Raw genomic sequence first — 15,469 nt, forward strand, 5'->3', positions numbered from 1 at the left:
CCGGCGGCCGGCTCAGCCCTGCCGGCCACGGGCGACGTCCTCGGCGGTGTAGTAGCCGGTGTCGACCAGCTTCGGGGTGATGTCGGCCCGGAACACCGTCTGCACCGGCAGCAGGTGGGAGGGCACGACCTTCACGCCGTTGTCGTAGGTGGTGGTGTCGTTGGCCTCGGGGGTGCGGCCCTGCAGGAACGCCGTCGACGCGGCGACGGCCTGCTTCGCCAGCTCGCGGGTGTCCTTGAAGATCGTCGAGCTCTGCTGCCCGTCGGCGATCATCTTGACCGAGGCGATCTCGGCGTCCTGCCCGGTGACGACGGGCAGCGGCCGGGCCGCGGAGCCGTAGCCGGCGTTCTGCAGCGCGGTGATGACGCCGCGGGAGATCCCGTCGTAGGGCGAGAGGACGCCGTCGACGCGGGTGCCGTCGCTGTAGGAGCCGGTGAGCAGGTCCTCCATCCGCTTCTGCGCGGTCTCCTGTGCCCAGCGCAGCGTGGCGATCTGCTCGATGCCGGTCTGGCCGCTGCGCACCCGCAGCGTCCCGGCGTCGATCAGCGGCCGGAGCACCGACATGGCGCCGTCGTAGAAGTAGAAGGCGTTGTTGTCGTCCAGCGAGCCGGCGAACAGCTCGACGACGAACGGGCCCTTCTCCGCGCCCGGTGTGCCGTCGGCCTTCTGCAGGCCGAGCCCGGTGAGCAGCGCGCGTGCCTGGGCCACCCCGACCTGGAAGTTGTCGAAGGTGACGTAGAAGTCGACGTCCGGGGTCTCGCGGATCAGCCGGTCGTAGGCGATGACCGGGATGTTCGCGGCCTTCGCCGCCTGCAGCTGGCCCGACAGCGCCGTGCCGTCGATCGCCGCGACGATCAGGACGTCGGCGCCCTGGGTGATCATCTGGTCGATCTGCTGGGACTGGGTCGGGATGTCGTCGTTCGCGAACTGCAGGTCGACCCGGTAGCCGGCGGCGGAGAGCTGGTCGCGCACGGCGTTGCCGTCGGCGATCCAGCGCTCGGAGGTCTGGGTCGGCATCGCGACGCCGACGAGCATGTCCTGCGGGGCTCCGCCGCTCCCGGCACCGCCGCCGCCCCCGGCCCCCTGGCCGCCGCACGCGGCGAGCCCCAGCACCAGCAGTGCGCCGACCGCGACGGCGCGCATCCTCTTCCACACGGGCGATCTCCCCTTCGAGACGGTGTGGCGCGGGGTGCCCCGGCCTCGACTGTGAACGTTAACAAACAGCGAGTGAGAGCGGAATCACCTGCGCCCGGTTCGTCGCGGACGGTGACGTCACGTCACCGGGCGGCCACGCGCGGTCGTCGCTACGGGGCGGGGGCGTCCGCCGGCGGGGCGGCCACGCTGGCGCGCTCGACGAGCACCGGGACCACCGCGCGCGGGCTCGCCGCGCCCGCGGCGGCGTCGGGGCCCGGGTCTGCCTCGGCCGCGACGAACAGGTCCAGCACCCGCCGCGCGACGGCCTCGAAGTCCGGGCGCATCGTGGTCAGCGGCGGGATGAGGTGCGCCGAGGAGGGCACGTCGTCGAACCCGACGACGCTCACCTCGCCGGGCACGGCACGCCCGCGCTCGTGCAGGGCGTGCAGCAGCCCGGTGGCCATCGCGTCGTTGGCCGCGAAGACGGCGGTGACCTCGGGCATGCGCGCCAGGAACTGCCCGGCGCGGTACCCGGCGTCGGGGCTCCAGTCCCCCGGCACCACCGGCGGGACCTCGCGGCCGGCCGCACGCAGCTCCGCGGCCCAGCCCGCCGCGCGCCCGGCCGCGTCGAACCAGTCCGGCGGGCCCGCGACGTGCCAGACGGTGCGGTGCCCGGCCGCGAGCAGCGCGCGGGTGGCGAGCCGGCCGCCCTCGACCTGGTCGACGGTGACCATCGCGCCGGGCCGGTCGGGGTCGCCGTCCACGGTCACCAGCGGGACCGGGCGGGGCAGCTCCTCCAGCGCCGCGGCCACCGGCGCGACCGGCGCGATCACGACGATCCCCGACACCTGCCCGTCGAGGTGGCGCTGCACGGCCTCGCGGACCGAGGTGCCGTCGAGCGCGCGGATCCGCACGACGCTGACGCCGAACCCGGCCTGCACCGCCTGCTCCTCGAAGGCCGCAAGCATCGACACCGGCCCGAACAGCGTCGAGCCGGGCGCGACGACACCCAGCACCCGGTCACGGCCGGTGACCAGGGTGCGGGCGGCGCGGTTGGGGCGGTAGCCGAGCTCGTCGATGGCCGAGAGCACCCGGACCCGGGTCGCCTCGCGGACGTTGGGGTGCGCGTTGAGCACGCGGGAGACCGTCTGGTGCGAGACGCCCGCGACCCGGGCGACGTCGAACATCGACGGTCCGCGCCGGTTCCGTTCCACCACGGCCCCCTCCACCCCCTCCGCGTCCGCGGTACGGACAGTAGCCGGTCCTCACCCGGCGAACGCGGTCACCGGCACCCCGCGGACCCCCGGGCGGACGGCGAACAGCGCGCCGGCCGCGGGCTGGCCGGCGAGCTCGCCCGGCCCCAGCCCCTGACGGGAGGTCGTGACGTAGAGCGTGCCCAGGTCCTCGTCACCGAACGTGCACGCGGTCACCCGGCCCACCGGGAGCCGGACGACGGTGTCGAGCGCCCCGTCCGGGGTGTAGCGGTGCACCGCGCCGCCGCCCCACAGCGCCACCCAGAGCGCGCCCTCGGCGTCGAGGCAGAGCCCGTCCGGCACCCCGTGGCCCGGGTCGACGACGACCGCGGGGCGCCGGTGGTGCAGGCCCGCCGCCCCGGCCCCGGGGTCGACGTCGAACAGGTCGACCCGCCCGGTCGGGGTGTCCACGTAGTACGCCCGCAGGCCGTCGGCGGTGAAGGCGAGTCCGTTGGAGACGGTGACGCCGGTCAGCGCGGGCTCGGCGACCAGGTCGGGCCCGAGCCGGTACAGCGTCCCCGCGCCGGGTCGCTCGTCGTAGGCCATCGTGCCGCACCAGAAGGCGCCCGACGGGTCGGCGGCGCCGTCGTTGAACCGCACGCCGGGGTCGTCCCACAGGTCGGGCAGCCGACGCTGTACCCGCAGGCCGGGGTCGAGCAGCACGAACCCGCGCTCACCGGCCAGCACGGTGCCGCCGCCGCGGCGCGGGCGCATCGCGGCCGCGACCGGTCCGCCGGCCGGGACGCGGCGCACCCCGTCGCCGGTGAGCTCGCAGACCGCGCCGGCGAGCAGGTCGACCCAGCGCACCCCGCCGGCCGCAGGGTCCCAGACCGGGCCCTCGCCGTGCTCGCACACCGGGCCGGTGACGGCCTCGGCCGACAGCTCCCGCGCGCTCACCGGGCCGCGTCCCCCGCAGGCCCGGGCGGGCCCACCACCGGCGCGCCGCCGCCGTCCGTCCTGCTGCTCCGCACGTCCACCACCCCGCTGTGATCGTCCGGAGCATTGTTAGCGCTCACAGCCGGGGCGTCAACGTGCGGGGTGGTCACCGTCCAGGATCCGGCGGCGGCGCTCGTACTCGTCGTCGTCGATCTCGCCGCGGGCGTAGCGCTCGGCGAGCACCGCGGCCGCGCGCGAACCGGATCCGCCGCGCTCCCCGGGCCGCCCGGCCGTGCGTACCAGCCACACGCCCGCGGCGACCAGTGCCACGAGCACCAGCAGCCCGGTCAGCCCCATCAGCAGCCCACCTCCGGCCATCGGGCCGTACCAGCCGTTCATCGCGTCCTCCCGTTCCCGGCTCAGCGCCGGCTCCGGCCGCTCCACGTCGGTTCGACCTCGGCCCACTCCTGCTCCCACGCCCCCGCCAGCCGCCGCCCGGTCCAGCCGAACCCCGCGGCGGCGGCGCCCGCCACCAGCAGTCCGGCGGGCACCGCGGCCATCAGGCCGGTGAGCACGCCCGCCGCGACGGCGTCGGACGGGGTGAGCGGGGTGCGGACCAGTCGTCCGTCCCGGCCGGTCCACACCGTCACCGGGTCCCCCGCGTGCCACGGCACCGCGACGGCCGCCGTGCCGGTGCGGGCGACGCCGTCGCGCCCGGTCCACCCGACGGGCGCCCGGTAGCGCTCCGGGCCCGCGGCGCCCGGCACCGGTGTCGCGTCGGCCAGCAGCGCCGCGGGGGTGGCCTGTGTGTCGGCCGCCTCGGCGCGGGCCCGGTCCAGGGTCGCGTCGCGCGCGGCGAGCCCCGCGGCGACGCACGCCAGCCCGGCCACGGCGAGGGCCAGCGCGACCAGCACCGACAGCAGGTCCTCGAGCAGCCGCGCCCGCGCACCGGCGCGGTTCGGCTCCGACCGCGTCCGACGGCCCATCCCGCCACCTCCCCGGGTCGGCACCGAGGATGCGCCGCCGGACCGGGGGCGCGGCAGGGCCGGCCCGCCCGCCGGACGGGGGCCCGCGGGCCCGGCCGGACGGGACCTTCGTGCCTGGCCCGGTCCCCCGGGGCCCGCGGGACGCCCGGTACCGGAACCCGCGCGTGCGACTCGGCACGTCGAGCGGTGTGTCACGCGCCGGGACGGCCGTCGCCGGGTACTGTGGAGCGCGGATCAGGTCCGCTGCACCGGTCCGGCCCGACCGGCCGGTCCGCACAGCGGGTCCCGGAGCACCGTCGACGGCCTGTGGCGCTTCCCGCAGCCGGACCGCCGACGTCCGTGACTGCGATCCCCACCCGCCGGTCCGTGGCGCGGAGGGGCCGGACGGCCCCTCGCCACCGCGCACGCCCGGCCGTGGCTCCCCGACGGGGCCGCGGCCGACGGACCGGCGCCCGCACCGTCGACGAGGAGCAGTACGTGGCGCGAGGAGGCAGGCCCCGCACCGGGGCTCGCCAGGGCACCCCCCAGCGTCGGCGCGGCGGCGGCCGCAGCCGCGGCAACGACGTGATGTCGGTGCTGACCGGGGCCGCCCGGGAGGTGCGGACCGCCCTGCGCAGCGGCCGGGTCACCCCGGCCACCCGCACCAAGTTCCAGACCGTCGCGCTCCTGCTGCGCGACGAACGCGCCCGGGTCCGCGACCGGCACGACGACGCCAAGCGGGCCGAGACCCTGCAGCGGCTCGACGAGATCGCGAAGGCACTGGCGATGGACGCGGTCCGCGACGCCGGGCTGCTCGCCCTGCTCGCCGACGACGCCGTCGTGTCCGACGCGGCACGCGCGCTCAAGCGCGAGCTGCTCCGCTCGGCCGGCATCGAGGTCGCCGAGGAGGAGCCCCCGCCACCGGTGGAGCTCCCCGCCGTCCCGGCGAAGCCGCAGGTCGTGCCGCAGTCGGTGGTGGCCCGCCAGATGGCCAACCCGTTCCTGGCCCCCGACTTCTCCCAGCCCGTGCCCGCCGGTCCCCGCCCGACACCGCTCACCGGCTGGGAGCTGCTCGGGCCGCTGCTGCGCTCCTTCGAGCGCGCCGGGGCCGGCGCCCCGGCCTGCATGGAGCTGCCGGAGCCGTCGACCCGGCCGGTGCCGGGCGGGCTCGAGCTGATGCCGCACCAGGCGCGCCTGGTCGCGGCCGCCGAGGAGGGCCACCGCACCTTCCTGCTCGCCGACGAGCCCGGCCTGGGCAAGACCGCGCAGGCGCTGCGCGCCGCGGAGGCCGCCAACGCCTACCCGCTGCTGGTCGTCGTGCCGAACGTGGTGAAGACGAACTGGGTGCGCGAGGCCGCGCTGTGGGCGCCGCGCCGGCGCGCCACCGCGATCCAGGGCAACGGCGACTCCGTCGACGGGTTCGCCGACATCGTCGTCGTGAACTACGAGGTGCTCGACCGCCACATCGGCTGGATGGGCGACTTCGGGTTCCGCGGCATGGTCGTCGACGAGGCCCACTTCATCAAGAACCGCACGTCGCAGCGGTCCCGCCACGTGCTGGAGATCTCCGAGCGGATCCGGGCGTTCACGCCGCGGCCGCTGCTGATGGCCCTGACCGGCACCCCGCTGATCAACGACGTCGAGGACTTCCTCGCCATCTGGCAGTTCCTCGGCTGGATCGACGCGACGAAGCCGCGCGCCGCGCTGCTCGACGCCCTGACCGATACCGGTATGACCCCGGCCGACGCGCTGTTCGAGCGGGCCGCGCGCCAGTGCGTGGTGGACCTGGGCATCGTGCGCCGCCGCAAGATCGATGTGGCCGCGGACATCCCGGCCCGGCGGATCGCGGACCTGCCGGTGGAGATCGACGGCCCGACCGGCCGCTCCGTCCGGGCCGCGGAGAAGGCCCTGGCCCGGCGGATGGTCGCCCGCTACACCGCCGCGCTGTCCACCCGTCGTTCCGGGTCGACGGTCGAGGGCATCGACCACGGCCTGGTCCGGGAGGTCGCCGGCTGGGAGCAGAAGGACGCCGCCGAGGCCGGTTCCGGCGACAACGTCTTCACGATGATGCGCCGGCTCGGCCGGGCCAAGGCCGGGCTGGCGGCGGACTACGCGGTGCAGATCGCACGCAGCGCGGGCAAGGTCGTCTTCTTCGCCAAGCACGTCGATGTCATGGACCTCGCCGAGCAGACCTTCGCCAAGCAGGGCGTGCGGTACTCCTCGATCCGCGGCGACCAGACGCCGTCGGTGCGCCAGCGCAACATCGACGCCTTCACCGACGACCCGGGTGTGGCGGTGGCGGTGTGCTCGCTGACCGCGGCCGGTGTCGGGCTGAACCTGCAGGTCGCCTCGAACATCGTGCTCGCCGAGCTGTCGTGGACCGCCGCCGAGCAGACCCAGGCGATCGACCGCAGCCACCGGATCGGGCAGTCGGAGCCGGTGACCGCGTGGCGGATCCTGGCCGCGCAGACCATCGACGCCCGTATCGCGGACCTGATCGACAGCAAGGCCGGGCTGGCGGCGGCGGCGCTGGACGGCGCCGACGACGTCTCCGGGTCCTCGGCCGACGTGCAGCGCGAGGCCCTGGTCGCCCTGCTCACCGAGGCGCTGGAGGCCGACCTGGCGGCCTGACACCGGCGCCGCGGTCCGTGCGGGCGTCGTGCCAGCCGGATGCGTGCGCCGTGCCAGCGCGGCGGCGCACCGTCGGGGCATGACCTCGACGACGGAAGGCACGGTGGGCGCAGTGGACGACGTGGTGATCGTGGGAGCGGGACCGGTCGGTCTGTTCCTGGCCTGCGAGCTGGGTCTCGCGGGCTGCTCGGTGGTGGTGCTCGAACGCGAGCCGGAGGGGCCCTCGCCGTGGCGGACCGCCCCGCTCGGGATGCGCGGGCTGACGCCGTCGTCGGTGGAGGCGTTCCACCGGCGCGGGCTGCTGGAGCCGCTGCGCGCGGCCGTCGGCGCCCCCGCCGCCGACGACGACCCGGCGGAGGTCCCGCCGCTGCGCTCGGCCGGGCACTTCGCCGGGATCATGCTCGACGGCGCCGACGTCGACCTCGGCGCGCTGCCGCCGCGGCTGCCGAGCCCGGCGACCGAGTGGCTCATGGTGCAGCTCGACGACGTCGAGCAGGTCCTCGCCCGCCGCGCGAAGGAGCTCGGGGTCCGGATCGTGCGCGGCGCCGCGGTGACCGCCGTCGAGCAGACCGCCCACGGCGCCGTCGTCACCGCGGGCGGGCACACCCTGGCGGCCCGCCGGGTCGTCGGCTGCGACGGAGGCCGCAGCACGGTGCGCCGGCTCGCCGGGTTCGACGTCGCGGGCACCGAACCGCTGTTCACCGGCTACGTCCTGGACGCCGACCTCGAGGACCTCGACGTGCTCGCGCCGGGCTTCAACCCCACCCCGCAGGGCATGTACCTGCGGATGCCCGCCCCCGGGCACCTCGGGATCATGGACTTCGACGGCGGCGCCTTCGACCGCTCGCGGACCCCTACCCGCGAGCACCTGCAGGAGGTCCTGCGCCGGGTGTCGGGCACCGGCGTGACGCTGCGCGCGGTGCGCCGGGTCTCCACCTTCACCGACCGCACCCTGCAGGCCACCACCTACCGCCGCGGGAACGTCCTGCTGGCCGGCGACGCCGCGCACATCCACTCCCCGCTCGGCGGGCAGGGCCTCAACACCGGCCTCGGCGACGCGCTGAACCTCGGCTGGAAGCTGGCCGCCACCGTGCAGGGCCGCGCCCCCGAGGGCCTGCTCGACACCTACGAGGCCGAGCGGCACCCGGTCGCCGCCGAGGTCCTCGACTGGTCCCGCGCGCAGGTCGCGCTGCTGAGGCCCGGTGCGCCCGCGCTGCAGGAGGTCGTGCGTGACCTGCTGTCCACCCGCGACGGCACGACCTACGTCCACCGCCGCGTCTCGGGGGCCGGTCTGGGCTACGACCTCGGCCCGGGCCACCCGCTGCTCGGGCGGGTCGCACCGGAGTTCCGCGGTACCGACGGCACCCGCCTCGCCGACCTGACGGCCGACGGGCACGGCGTGCTGCTCGACACCCGCGACGACCCCACGCTGCGGGCGGCCGCGGCACGCCGGCCGGGCCGGATCCGCTACGCCGGCGGGCCGCTGCGCGACGACCTCGGCGTCCGCGCGGTGCTGCTGCGCCCGGACGGCGTCGTCGCCTGGGTCGGTGCCCCGCAGGACGACGCCGGGGCCGACGCCGGGTTCGACGCCGCGGCCCGGCGCTGGTTCGGCCCGGCCGCCTGACCCGGCTCAGGTGCCGGCTGCGTCGAGCAGCCAGTGGTGGCGCATCCGCAGCGCCCGCTCGGCGGCGCCGAGCGCCGCGGCCAGCCCGAGCGTGACGTTGAGCCACACCGGCAGCACCACCGGCGAGACGAACACGCCGATGGTCTCCGCGATCGGCGGGATGCGGGAGACGTGGCCCGCGATCTGCAGCAGGTTCAGCCCGAGCCCGACGACCAGCGCCAGCACCGACACGGCGCCGATCGCCCTGCTCAGGCCGGGGCGGCGGCGTTCGAGACGGGCCCGGCGGCCCTCCGCGGAGCGCGGGTCGGGCGTCAGCGGGCGGACGGTGCCGTCGGGGGCCGTCCAGTGGCAGCGACGCAGCCCGGCCGCCGAGGTCCGCACCTCGATCTCGCCGCCCCCGGCCGGCAGCAGTGCCGGCACCCGCGAGGACGCGTCGTGGCGGCCGTCGCGGTAGAGGTGCGCGACGACCCGGCCGTCGGCGTCGCCCTGGTGGCGCACGTCGACCGACCAGCGGACCGGACGGCCGTCGGGACCGGTGAGGTCGAGGTGCAGCAGCGCCCGTCCCACGAGCATCTGCCACCAGCGGAAGGGCTTCAGCGCCCGCCCGTCCCCGGGCCGCACCCGTCGTCGTGTCCACTGCGTCCGCCACGTCGTCGCCATGGGTCCCCCGACCTCGTCCTGTGGCCGGCACACCTCTCCGGCCTCGCCCCCGCACGGTAACACAGTGTACTAGTACAGTGTATCGGAACGGTTCGGCCGGGTCGGCCCGGTCACTCCCGGCACAGCCGCAGCACCGTCCCCGCCGCGCCCGCCACGACCATCACGACCACCACCCCGCACAGCACCGACGCCACGGCGGCCAGCCCCCACGCCCCCACCGCCGCCCCGGCCAGCAGGCTCGACACCGCGGCCGCCAGGTAGCAGTACAGGTAGACCGCGGCCAGGGTCCCCGCGTGGGTGCCGTCGGGACTGCGGGCGAGCAGCACCCGCATCGCCCCGGCGAACGCGACGCCGAACCCGGCCCCCGCGACGACGGCCGCCGCGAGGTAGGCGGCGAAGCTCCCGGCGGCGATCGCCGCGACGAACCCGAGCGTCCCCGCCGCCAGCAGCGCGGCGCCACCGGTCAGCGCACGCACCGCCGGGATCCGGCCGGACGCGAGCCCCGCGAGCGGCCCGGCGAGGTGGTACACCGCGACGGCCAGCGCCCCGCTGAACAGGTCGTCGCGGCCGAGCACGAACACCGCCAGCGACGGCGCCAGCGCCTGGGTGAACCCGCCGAGGACGTAGGTGGCGGCCACGACCAGGCACACCGCCGGGAACACCGCGCGCGCCGCGGCGGGGACGGCGACCTCGGGCCGCAGCGACCGCAGCGTCCCGGGGCGGCGTGCCGCGGTCTCCGGCAGCAGCACCAGTGCCGCCGCCGCGCCCGTCAGCACGACGGCGGCGACGACGAACACCCCCACCGGCGCCCCGGACGGCGCGAGCTGCAGCGCGGCCCCCGACGCCAGGGAGCCGAGCGCGATCCCACCCGGCGGGGCACCGCTGGTGATCGCCCCGGCGAGCGACGGGCGCCCCGGCGCGGCCAGGTCGACGACCCAGGCGCCCAGCGCGCCGAGCGCGAGCCCCACCGACGCGCCCTGCACCGCCCGCCCGGCGATCAGCGGGAGCGCGGAGTCCACCGTCGCCAGCACCAGGCACGCCGCCGCGCCCACGAGCAGCGCGGGCACCGCGACGCGGCGCCGCCCGAGGTGGTCGGACAGGCGTCCGCAGCACAGCAGCGCGACCAGCAACGGGACGATGTAGACGGCGAACGCGCCGGTCAGCGCGATCGTCGGGACGCCGTAGGTGCGCTGGTAGACGACGTAGAGCGGGGCGGGCACGCCGGCCGCGGCGCAGACCACGACGAACGCCAGTGCCGCCGTCGCGAACGCCGGGGGGCGGGGCCGGGAACGCAGCACCGCGGATCAGGCGCCGGGCGGCGCGACGGGGGGCACCCCCGCAGCCTAGGCCGCGGGGGCGCCGCCGGCGCCGTCAGCGACGGCCGCTGCAGGACACGGCCGCGTACTCGCCGGTGGCCTGCTCCTCGGAGACCACCGCACCGTCGACGACGATGCGGCAGGCGAGCTCGCCCGAGCCGCCGGAGGCCGTGAGGGTGTACTCGGCGCCGCCGTCGGCCGTCGAGGTGGTGCCCGACCAGGGCAGCGCGACGCCGGCCACCTGCGCCACCGAGGTCCCGGCGCCGTAGGTGATGGTCCCGGCGGTCCCCGAGCCGGTCACCTCGTAGACCACCTCGGCCGCCGCGGGCGCGGCCGCCCCGGCCGGGACGGCCGCGGTCGGCGCGGCGGGTGCGACGCCGGGCTGGCCGCTTCCGGTGCCGGTGGAGGTGTTGAACGCGACGGTGCCCTCGGCCGGGACGGCGCCGTCGTCGGGACCGCCGAGCAGGGCGAACCCGATCGGGACCGCCGCGACGACGGCCGCGGCGGCGCCGACCGCCCACAGGCGGCCGCGGGTGAGCAGCCGGATGCGGCGGCGCGGGCGGCGTCGCGCCCTCGCGCGCTCCGCGTCGGGCCGGTCCCCGCCGTCGCCGTCGCCGGCGCCGTCGCCGGCGCCGTACGGATCGGGTTCGTCGTGCTGTCCGGGCAGCTCCCCGTAGGTGTCGGGCCCGTACGCGCCGGCCCCGTACCCGTCGTCCTCGGGGGCGCCGGGCTCGTACGGGTCGGCCCCGTAGCGGGGGTGCGCGTCGACCTCGTCGTGCGGGTCGGGCACGGCGGGCACCGGCTCGGGGCGGTAGCGGTGCGGGCGGCGGCCCACCGGTGCGACGGCGGCGCGGGGCGCGTCCGCCGGCAGGCCCCAGCCGTCGTCGCCGTAGCGCGGCGGGCGGACCGCGGCGCCGGGCTCGTAGGAGTCCACCAGGGCACGGAACCCGTTGGTCGCCGACGGATCCGCGGCGCGGCGGCGACGGCGCCCGTGCGGACCGGCGCCGTGCGGACCGGCGCCGTGCGGACCGGCGTCGCCCGGACCCGGGTCGTGGGCACCGGCGTCGTGCGGACCGGCGTCGTACGCGCCATCGCGGTGGTCGTCGCGGTGGTCGTCGCGGTGGTCGTCGCGGTGGTCGTCGCGGTGGTCGTCGCGGTGGTCGCCCCGGCGGTCGTCGCGGTGGTCGACCCGGTGGTCGACCCGGCGGCCGTCGTGGCGGGGCCCGGCCGGGCGCGGCCGCTCCGCCGGCACCGGCCCGTACCCGGTGCCGCCCGGCGCGCCGGGCCACTCCGGCGGGGCGTGGGTCAGCGCGTCGTGCACGAGCCCGGCCCACGGCGGGTCCGCGACCGGCCCTCCGGGCTCCTCCGGGCGACGGCGGCGACCGGCCGGTGACCGGTCCACCGGGACGTCCCCGGCCGGGTGGGCCACCGGCCCCTCCGGCGCACGACGGCGCCCGCGGACCCGCCGCGGCACGTAGCCCGGGCCGGGCGTCGCCGGGCGGGTGGCCTCGGGACGGTCACCGTCCGGGTCGAGGACGTCCACCGCCCGGCGCCGGGCCCGCCGCGGGGCCGTCGACGCCGGGGCGTCGTCGAGCACCCAGGAACCACTGTCCGGATCCCACATCGGTCCTGCCACGACGACCCCCTTCGCTGCCGTGCCCGATTCAACGAGTCGGCGCAACGACAGTTACGGATCGGCATCGGCCTCGGCGGCACGTCCCCTCGAACGGCCCCTTGCTCACCCGGTCGGACGCGCTCCCGGGGGCGACTCAGGCGGTGCCGTCGGCCGGCGCGGGGTGGTCGCCGGGAGCGGTGTGGTCGACGGGAGCGGTGCCGTAGCGGCCCAGCACCCGGGCGCGCACGTCCGGGTCCTCCCGCGGGACCGGCTCGAGGAAGATCTCGTCGAGCTCGGCGAACTCCGCGCGCAGCTCCCGTTCCAGCCGGGCGCACATCCGCTCGACCTCGGACGCGGTGAGCGCGTCGTCGAGGTCCAGGCGCGCGCACAGCAGAACCTGGTCGGTGCCCACCATCATCGTCAGCAGGTCCACCACCGCGCTGACGCCGTCGTGACCGGCCAGGAAGTCGCGGATCGAGCGGACCAGCCGCGGTGCCGCCTGGCGTCCGATCAGCAGCCCCTTGTTCGTGTTGCCGAGCAGGTAGGCGACGCCGGTGAGCAGCAGGCCGATGAGCAGCGAGGCGATCCCGTCCCACACCCCCGACCCGGTCAGCTGGTGCAGCCCGACCCCGGCGAAGGCCAGCAGCAGCCCGACGAGCGCGGCGCTGTCCTCGTACAGCACGGAGACGACCGTCGGGTCGTCGGTGGTGCGCAGCCACTGCCGCACCGTCACCCCCTCCGCCCGCGCCTCGGACCGCACCTGGCGCACCGCCTGCACCCACGACGTCCCCTCCAGCAGGAACGACAGGCCCAGCACGGCGTAGGCGACCCACGCCAGGGTCTGCTCGGACTCCCCGCTCGCGATGGCCCGGATCCCCTCCACGATCGCGAACACCCCGCCCGACACGAAGATCGAGACGGCGGCGAGCAGCGCCCAGAAGTAGCGGTCCTTGCCGTAGCCGAACGGGTGACGCCGGTCGGCCGGGCGCGACGACCGGCGCAGACCGGTCAGCAGCAGCGCCTCGGTGGCGGTGTCGGCGGCGGAGTGCGCCGCCTCGGCCAGCATCGCCGCCGACCCGGTGAACAGTCCCGCGAGCAGCTTGAGGACGCCGATCGCGGCGTTGGCCCCCATCGCCAGCAGGACCGTGAGGGTGCTCTCCGGTGTCGCCCCGTCATCCGCCACCGGGGAAGCGTAGGGGTGGGCGGGCGGATCCGCCGGGAAGACCGGAGCCCCCTCCGTCGTTGCAGGGGTGTCACCGTGTCGATCCGTGAGGTGCTGTCATGCCGCTCCCGCTGCCGTTGTCGATCCTCGACCTGGCCACCGTGGCCCGGGGTGAGACCGTCGCCCAGGGACTGGAGGCGAGCACGACCCTGGCGCAACGCGCCGAGGACTGGGGCTTCCGCCGCATCTGGTACGCCGAGCACCACAACATGTCCTCGATCGCGTCGGCGGCCACCAGCGTGCTCATCGCCCACGTCGCCGCCCGCACCGAGCGCATCCTGCTCGGCTCCGGCGGCGTGATGCTGCCCAACCACTCCCCCCTGCAGGTCGCGGAGCAGTTCGGCACGCTCGCCGAGCTCCACCCCGGCCGCATCGAGCTCGGGCTGGGGCGCGCACCCGGCACCGACCAGGCGACCTTCGGCGCACTGCGCCGCGACCCGCGCGCCTCGGAGCGCTTCCCGCAGGACGTGCAGGAGCTGCAGGCGTTCCTCGGCTCGACCAGCATCGTCCCCGGCGTCGAGGCGCACCCGGGCCGCGGCACCGGCGTGCCGCTGACGATCCTCGGGTCCTCGCTCTACGGCGCCCGGGTCGCCGCCGCGCTCGGCCTGCCCTACGGCTTCGCGTCGCACTTCGCGCCGGACGCCCTGGAGCAGGCCGTCGCCCTGTACCGCCGCGAGTTCCGGCCGTCGGAGCAGCTGGCACAGCCGCACGTGCTGGCCGGTGTCAACGTCATCGTCGCCGACTCCGACGACGAGGCGGCCGGGATCCGGCGCGAGGTGCAGCGCTCGCGGGTGCGGTTGTTCACCGGCCGGCGCGGCGCCTCGCTCACCGACGCCGAGACCGACGCCGTCCTGGACGGCCCCTCCGGCGAGCAGATCCGCTCGATGACCCGCTACACCGCCGCCGGGACGCCGGCCACCGTGCAGAGCTACCTGGAGGAGTTCGCCCGGCACGCCGACGCCGACGAGCTGATCGTCACCGGCCCGGCGCCGCGGCGGGAGAGCTGGTGGCGCAGCTGGGAGCTGCTCGCCACGAAGGTGCAGAACGCGAGCTGACCGCTACCGTGGGGCGGTGACCGGCGCCGACCGTTCCCCGGCCCTCGTCGTCCGCATGCTCGACGACGGCACCTGGCCCGCCTTCGCCCGGCTCGCCGAGGCGAACAACGGGGTGTGGGGCGGCTGCTGGTGCGTGGGGTTCCACGTCGCGCTCGGCGCCGGCCGCACTCCGGAGGGCAACCGCGCCGAGAAGCACGACCGTGTCCTGCGCGGCACCACCCACAACGTCCTGGTGTTCGACGGCGAGGACTGCCTGGGCTGGTGCCAGTTCGGCACTCCCGCCGAGCTGCCCCGGGTGAAGAGCAGGCGGCGCTACGAGCAGGGCCTCACCGCGCTGCCGGACTGGCGGGTCACCTGCTTCTTCACCGGCCGGGGCCTGCGCAGGCGCGGGGTCGCGGCGGCGGCGCTCGCGGGCGCCCTCGCCGAGATCGCGCGCCGTGGTGGCGGCGTCGTCGAGGGCTACCCGGAGGAGACCGACGACCGCTCGGTGGCCGGGTCGTTCCTGCACACCGGACCGATGGCCGTCTTCGAGGACCAGGGCTTCACCCGGACCCGCCCGATCTCCCCGCACCGGTGGGTCGTGACCCGGGTCGTGGAGCCGGTGGCCGCCTGACCCGGGCGCGGACCCGCCGCCGGGCCCGGGACCGGGCTCAGGACCGGGCGCAGCACCCGTCGGGGCGGCCCGCCCGTGCGTCCGCCATCGGGGTCACGACGCCGTCGCCGCCGTACTCCGGGGAGTCGTCGGTGACGGTGTAGACCTCCCACGGCTCGTCGCCGGGGCCGTGCACCCACACCTTGTCCTGACGGGCGTAGCAGCAGGTGGTGTCGTTCTCCACCTGCGTGAACAGCCCCAGCCCGGCCAGCCGCTCGGTGGCCTCGTGCACCGTGGCGGTGTCCCCGACCTCGACGCCGAGGTGGTCGAGCACCGTCGGGCGGCCCGGCGCCCCCTCGATCAGCACGAGCTTGAGCGGCGGTTCGGCGACGGCGAAGTTGGCGTAGCCGGGCCGGCGCTTGGCCGGCTCGACGCCGAACAGCGACCGGTAGAACGCGATCGAGCCCTCCAGGTCCGACACCCGCAGGGCGAGCTGCACACGGGACATGACCCCTCCTTGTTTCGA

General features: G+C 76.7%; 14 protein-coding genes. 4 read left to right on the forward strand and 10 right to left on the reverse strand.

Translation table 11 applies throughout. The features are described from left to right. Window positions 1-12 precede the first annotated feature (12 nt). From chvE to WJX68_RS22355, 5 genes are all read right to left on the reverse strand, one after another. On the reverse strand, window positions 13-1,143 hold the full coding sequence (gene chvE, locus WJX68_RS22335; protein ID WP_422785757.1) for a multiple monosaccharide ABC transporter substrate-binding protein: 1,131 nt from the start codon (window positions 1,141-1,143) through the stop codon (window positions 13-15). Between the two features lie 161 nt (window positions 1,144-1,304). Beyond that, window positions 1,305-2,351 carry a LacI family DNA-binding transcriptional regulator gene (locus tag WJX68_RS22340; RefSeq protein ID WP_340294316.1) on the reverse strand — a complete coding sequence of 349 codons (1,047 nt, stop codon included), beginning with the start codon at window positions 2,349-2,351 and terminating at the stop codon, window positions 1,305-1,307. Window positions 2,352-2,399: 48 nt separating this feature from the next. Beyond that, the gene (locus WJX68_RS22345) at window positions 2,400-3,284 is read right to left on the reverse strand and encodes an SMP-30/gluconolactonase/LRE family protein (RefSeq protein WP_340294318.1); all 885 of its coding nucleotides are present in this window, start codon (window positions 3,282-3,284) and stop codon (window positions 2,400-2,402) included. A 129-nt stretch (window positions 3,285-3,413) separates the two neighbouring features. Next, window positions 3,414-3,707, reverse strand: coding sequence for an SHOCT domain-containing protein (locus tag WJX68_RS22350; RefSeq protein ID WP_340294320.1), 294 nt, complete (start codon window positions 3,705-3,707; stop codon window positions 3,414-3,416). Continuing rightward, the gene (locus WJX68_RS22355; protein ID WP_340294322.1) at window positions 3,683-4,249 is read right to left on the reverse strand and encodes an Rv1733c family protein; all 567 of its coding nucleotides are present in this window, start codon (window positions 4,247-4,249) and stop codon (window positions 3,683-3,685) included. The genes WJX68_RS22350 and WJX68_RS22355 overlap by 25 nt, the downstream gene beginning before the upstream one ends. 567 nt (window positions 4,250-4,816) lie before the next feature. On the opposite strand from WJX68_RS22355, the gene WJX68_RS22360 reads away from it, so the two are divergent. Then, window positions 4,817-6,859, forward strand: a complete 2,043-nt coding sequence (locus WJX68_RS22360) for a DEAD/DEAH box helicase (RefSeq protein ID WP_340294324.1) — start codon at window positions 4,817-4,819, stop codon at window positions 6,857-6,859. A 112-nt stretch (window positions 6,860-6,971) separates the two neighbouring features. Then, window positions 6,972-8,483, forward strand: a complete 1,512-nt coding sequence (locus WJX68_RS22365; protein ID WP_340294326.1) for an FAD-dependent oxidoreductase — start codon at window positions 6,972-6,974, stop codon at window positions 8,481-8,483. Window positions 8,484-8,489: 6 nt separating this feature from the next. Here the strand turns inward: WJX68_RS22365 and WJX68_RS22370 are convergent, their stop codons facing one another. From WJX68_RS22370 to WJX68_RS22385, 4 genes are all read right to left on the reverse strand, one after another. Next, window positions 8,490-9,143, reverse strand: coding sequence for a hypothetical protein (locus WJX68_RS22370; protein WP_340294328.1), 654 nt, complete (start codon window positions 9,141-9,143; stop codon window positions 8,490-8,492). A gap of 110 nt (window positions 9,144-9,253) precedes the next feature. Beyond that, entirely contained in the window at window positions 9,254-10,441 is a 1,188-nt protein-coding gene (locus WJX68_RS22375) for an MFS transporter (RefSeq protein WP_340294330.1), read from the reverse strand. A 73-nt stretch (window positions 10,442-10,514) separates the two neighbouring features. Beyond that, the gene (locus tag WJX68_RS22380; protein ID WP_340294332.1) at window positions 10,515-12,095 is read right to left on the reverse strand and encodes an MmpS family transport accessory protein; all 1,581 of its coding nucleotides are present in this window, start codon (window positions 12,093-12,095) and stop codon (window positions 10,515-10,517) included. A gap of 133 nt (window positions 12,096-12,228) precedes the next feature. After that, on the reverse strand, window positions 12,229-13,257 hold the full coding sequence (locus WJX68_RS22385) for a cation diffusion facilitator family transporter (RefSeq protein WP_340294334.1): 1,029 nt from the start codon (window positions 13,255-13,257) through the stop codon (window positions 12,229-12,231). 98 nt (window positions 13,258-13,355) lie between these two features. Between WJX68_RS22385 and WJX68_RS22390 the strand changes: the two genes are divergently transcribed. Further along, window positions 13,356-14,351, forward strand: a complete 996-nt coding sequence (locus WJX68_RS22390; protein ID WP_340294336.1) for an LLM class flavin-dependent oxidoreductase — start codon at window positions 13,356-13,358, stop codon at window positions 14,349-14,351. Window positions 14,352-14,367: 16 nt separating this feature from the next. Continuing rightward, window positions 14,368-14,964 carry a GNAT family N-acetyltransferase gene (locus WJX68_RS22395; RefSeq protein ID WP_340294338.1) on the forward strand — a complete coding sequence of 199 codons (597 nt, stop codon included), beginning with the start codon at window positions 14,368-14,370 and terminating at the stop codon, window positions 14,962-14,964. A gap of 37 nt (window positions 14,965-15,001) precedes the next feature. Here WJX68_RS22395 and WJX68_RS22400 read toward each other — a convergent pair whose 3' ends face one another. Further along, complete coding sequence (locus WJX68_RS22400; RefSeq protein WP_340294340.1) at window positions 15,002-15,451, reverse strand: ArsI/CadI family heavy metal resistance metalloenzyme; 450 nt, start codon at window positions 15,449-15,451, stop codon at window positions 15,002-15,004. Between the last annotated feature and the right edge of the window lie 18 nt (window positions 15,452-15,469).

It is taken from the genome of Pseudonocardia spirodelae (assembly GCF_037727765.1).
Taxonomy (GTDB): Bacteria; Actinomycetota; Actinomycetes; order Mycobacteriales; family Pseudonocardiaceae; genus Pseudonocardia; species Pseudonocardia spirodelae.

What these genes read in the sequence shown, in the direction of transcription:
- chvE (WP_422785757.1), bottom strand. Translation starts at nt 1,143, where the DNA reads ATGCGCGCCGTCGCGGTCGGCGCACTGCTGGTGCTGGGGCTCGCCGCG.
- WJX68_RS22390 (WP_340294336.1), top strand. Translation starts at nt 13,356, where the DNA reads ATGCCGCTCCCGCTGCCGTTGTCGATCCTCGACCTGGCCACCGTGGCC.
- WJX68_RS22360 (WP_340294324.1), top strand. Translation starts at nt 4,817, where the DNA reads ATGTCGGTGCTGACCGGGGCCGCCCGGGAGGTGCGGACCGCCCTGCGC.
- WJX68_RS22355 (WP_340294322.1), bottom strand. Translation starts at nt 4,249, where the DNA reads ATGGGCCGTCGGACGCGGTCGGAGCCGAACCGCGCCGGTGCGCGGGCG.
- WJX68_RS22400 (WP_340294340.1), bottom strand. Translation starts at nt 15,451, where the DNA reads ATGTCCCGTGTGCAGCTCGCCCTGCGGGTGTCGGACCTGGAGGGCTCG.
- WJX68_RS22370 (WP_340294328.1), bottom strand. Translation starts at nt 9,143, where the DNA reads ATGGCGACGACGTGGCGGACGCAGTGGACACGACGACGGGTGCGGCCC.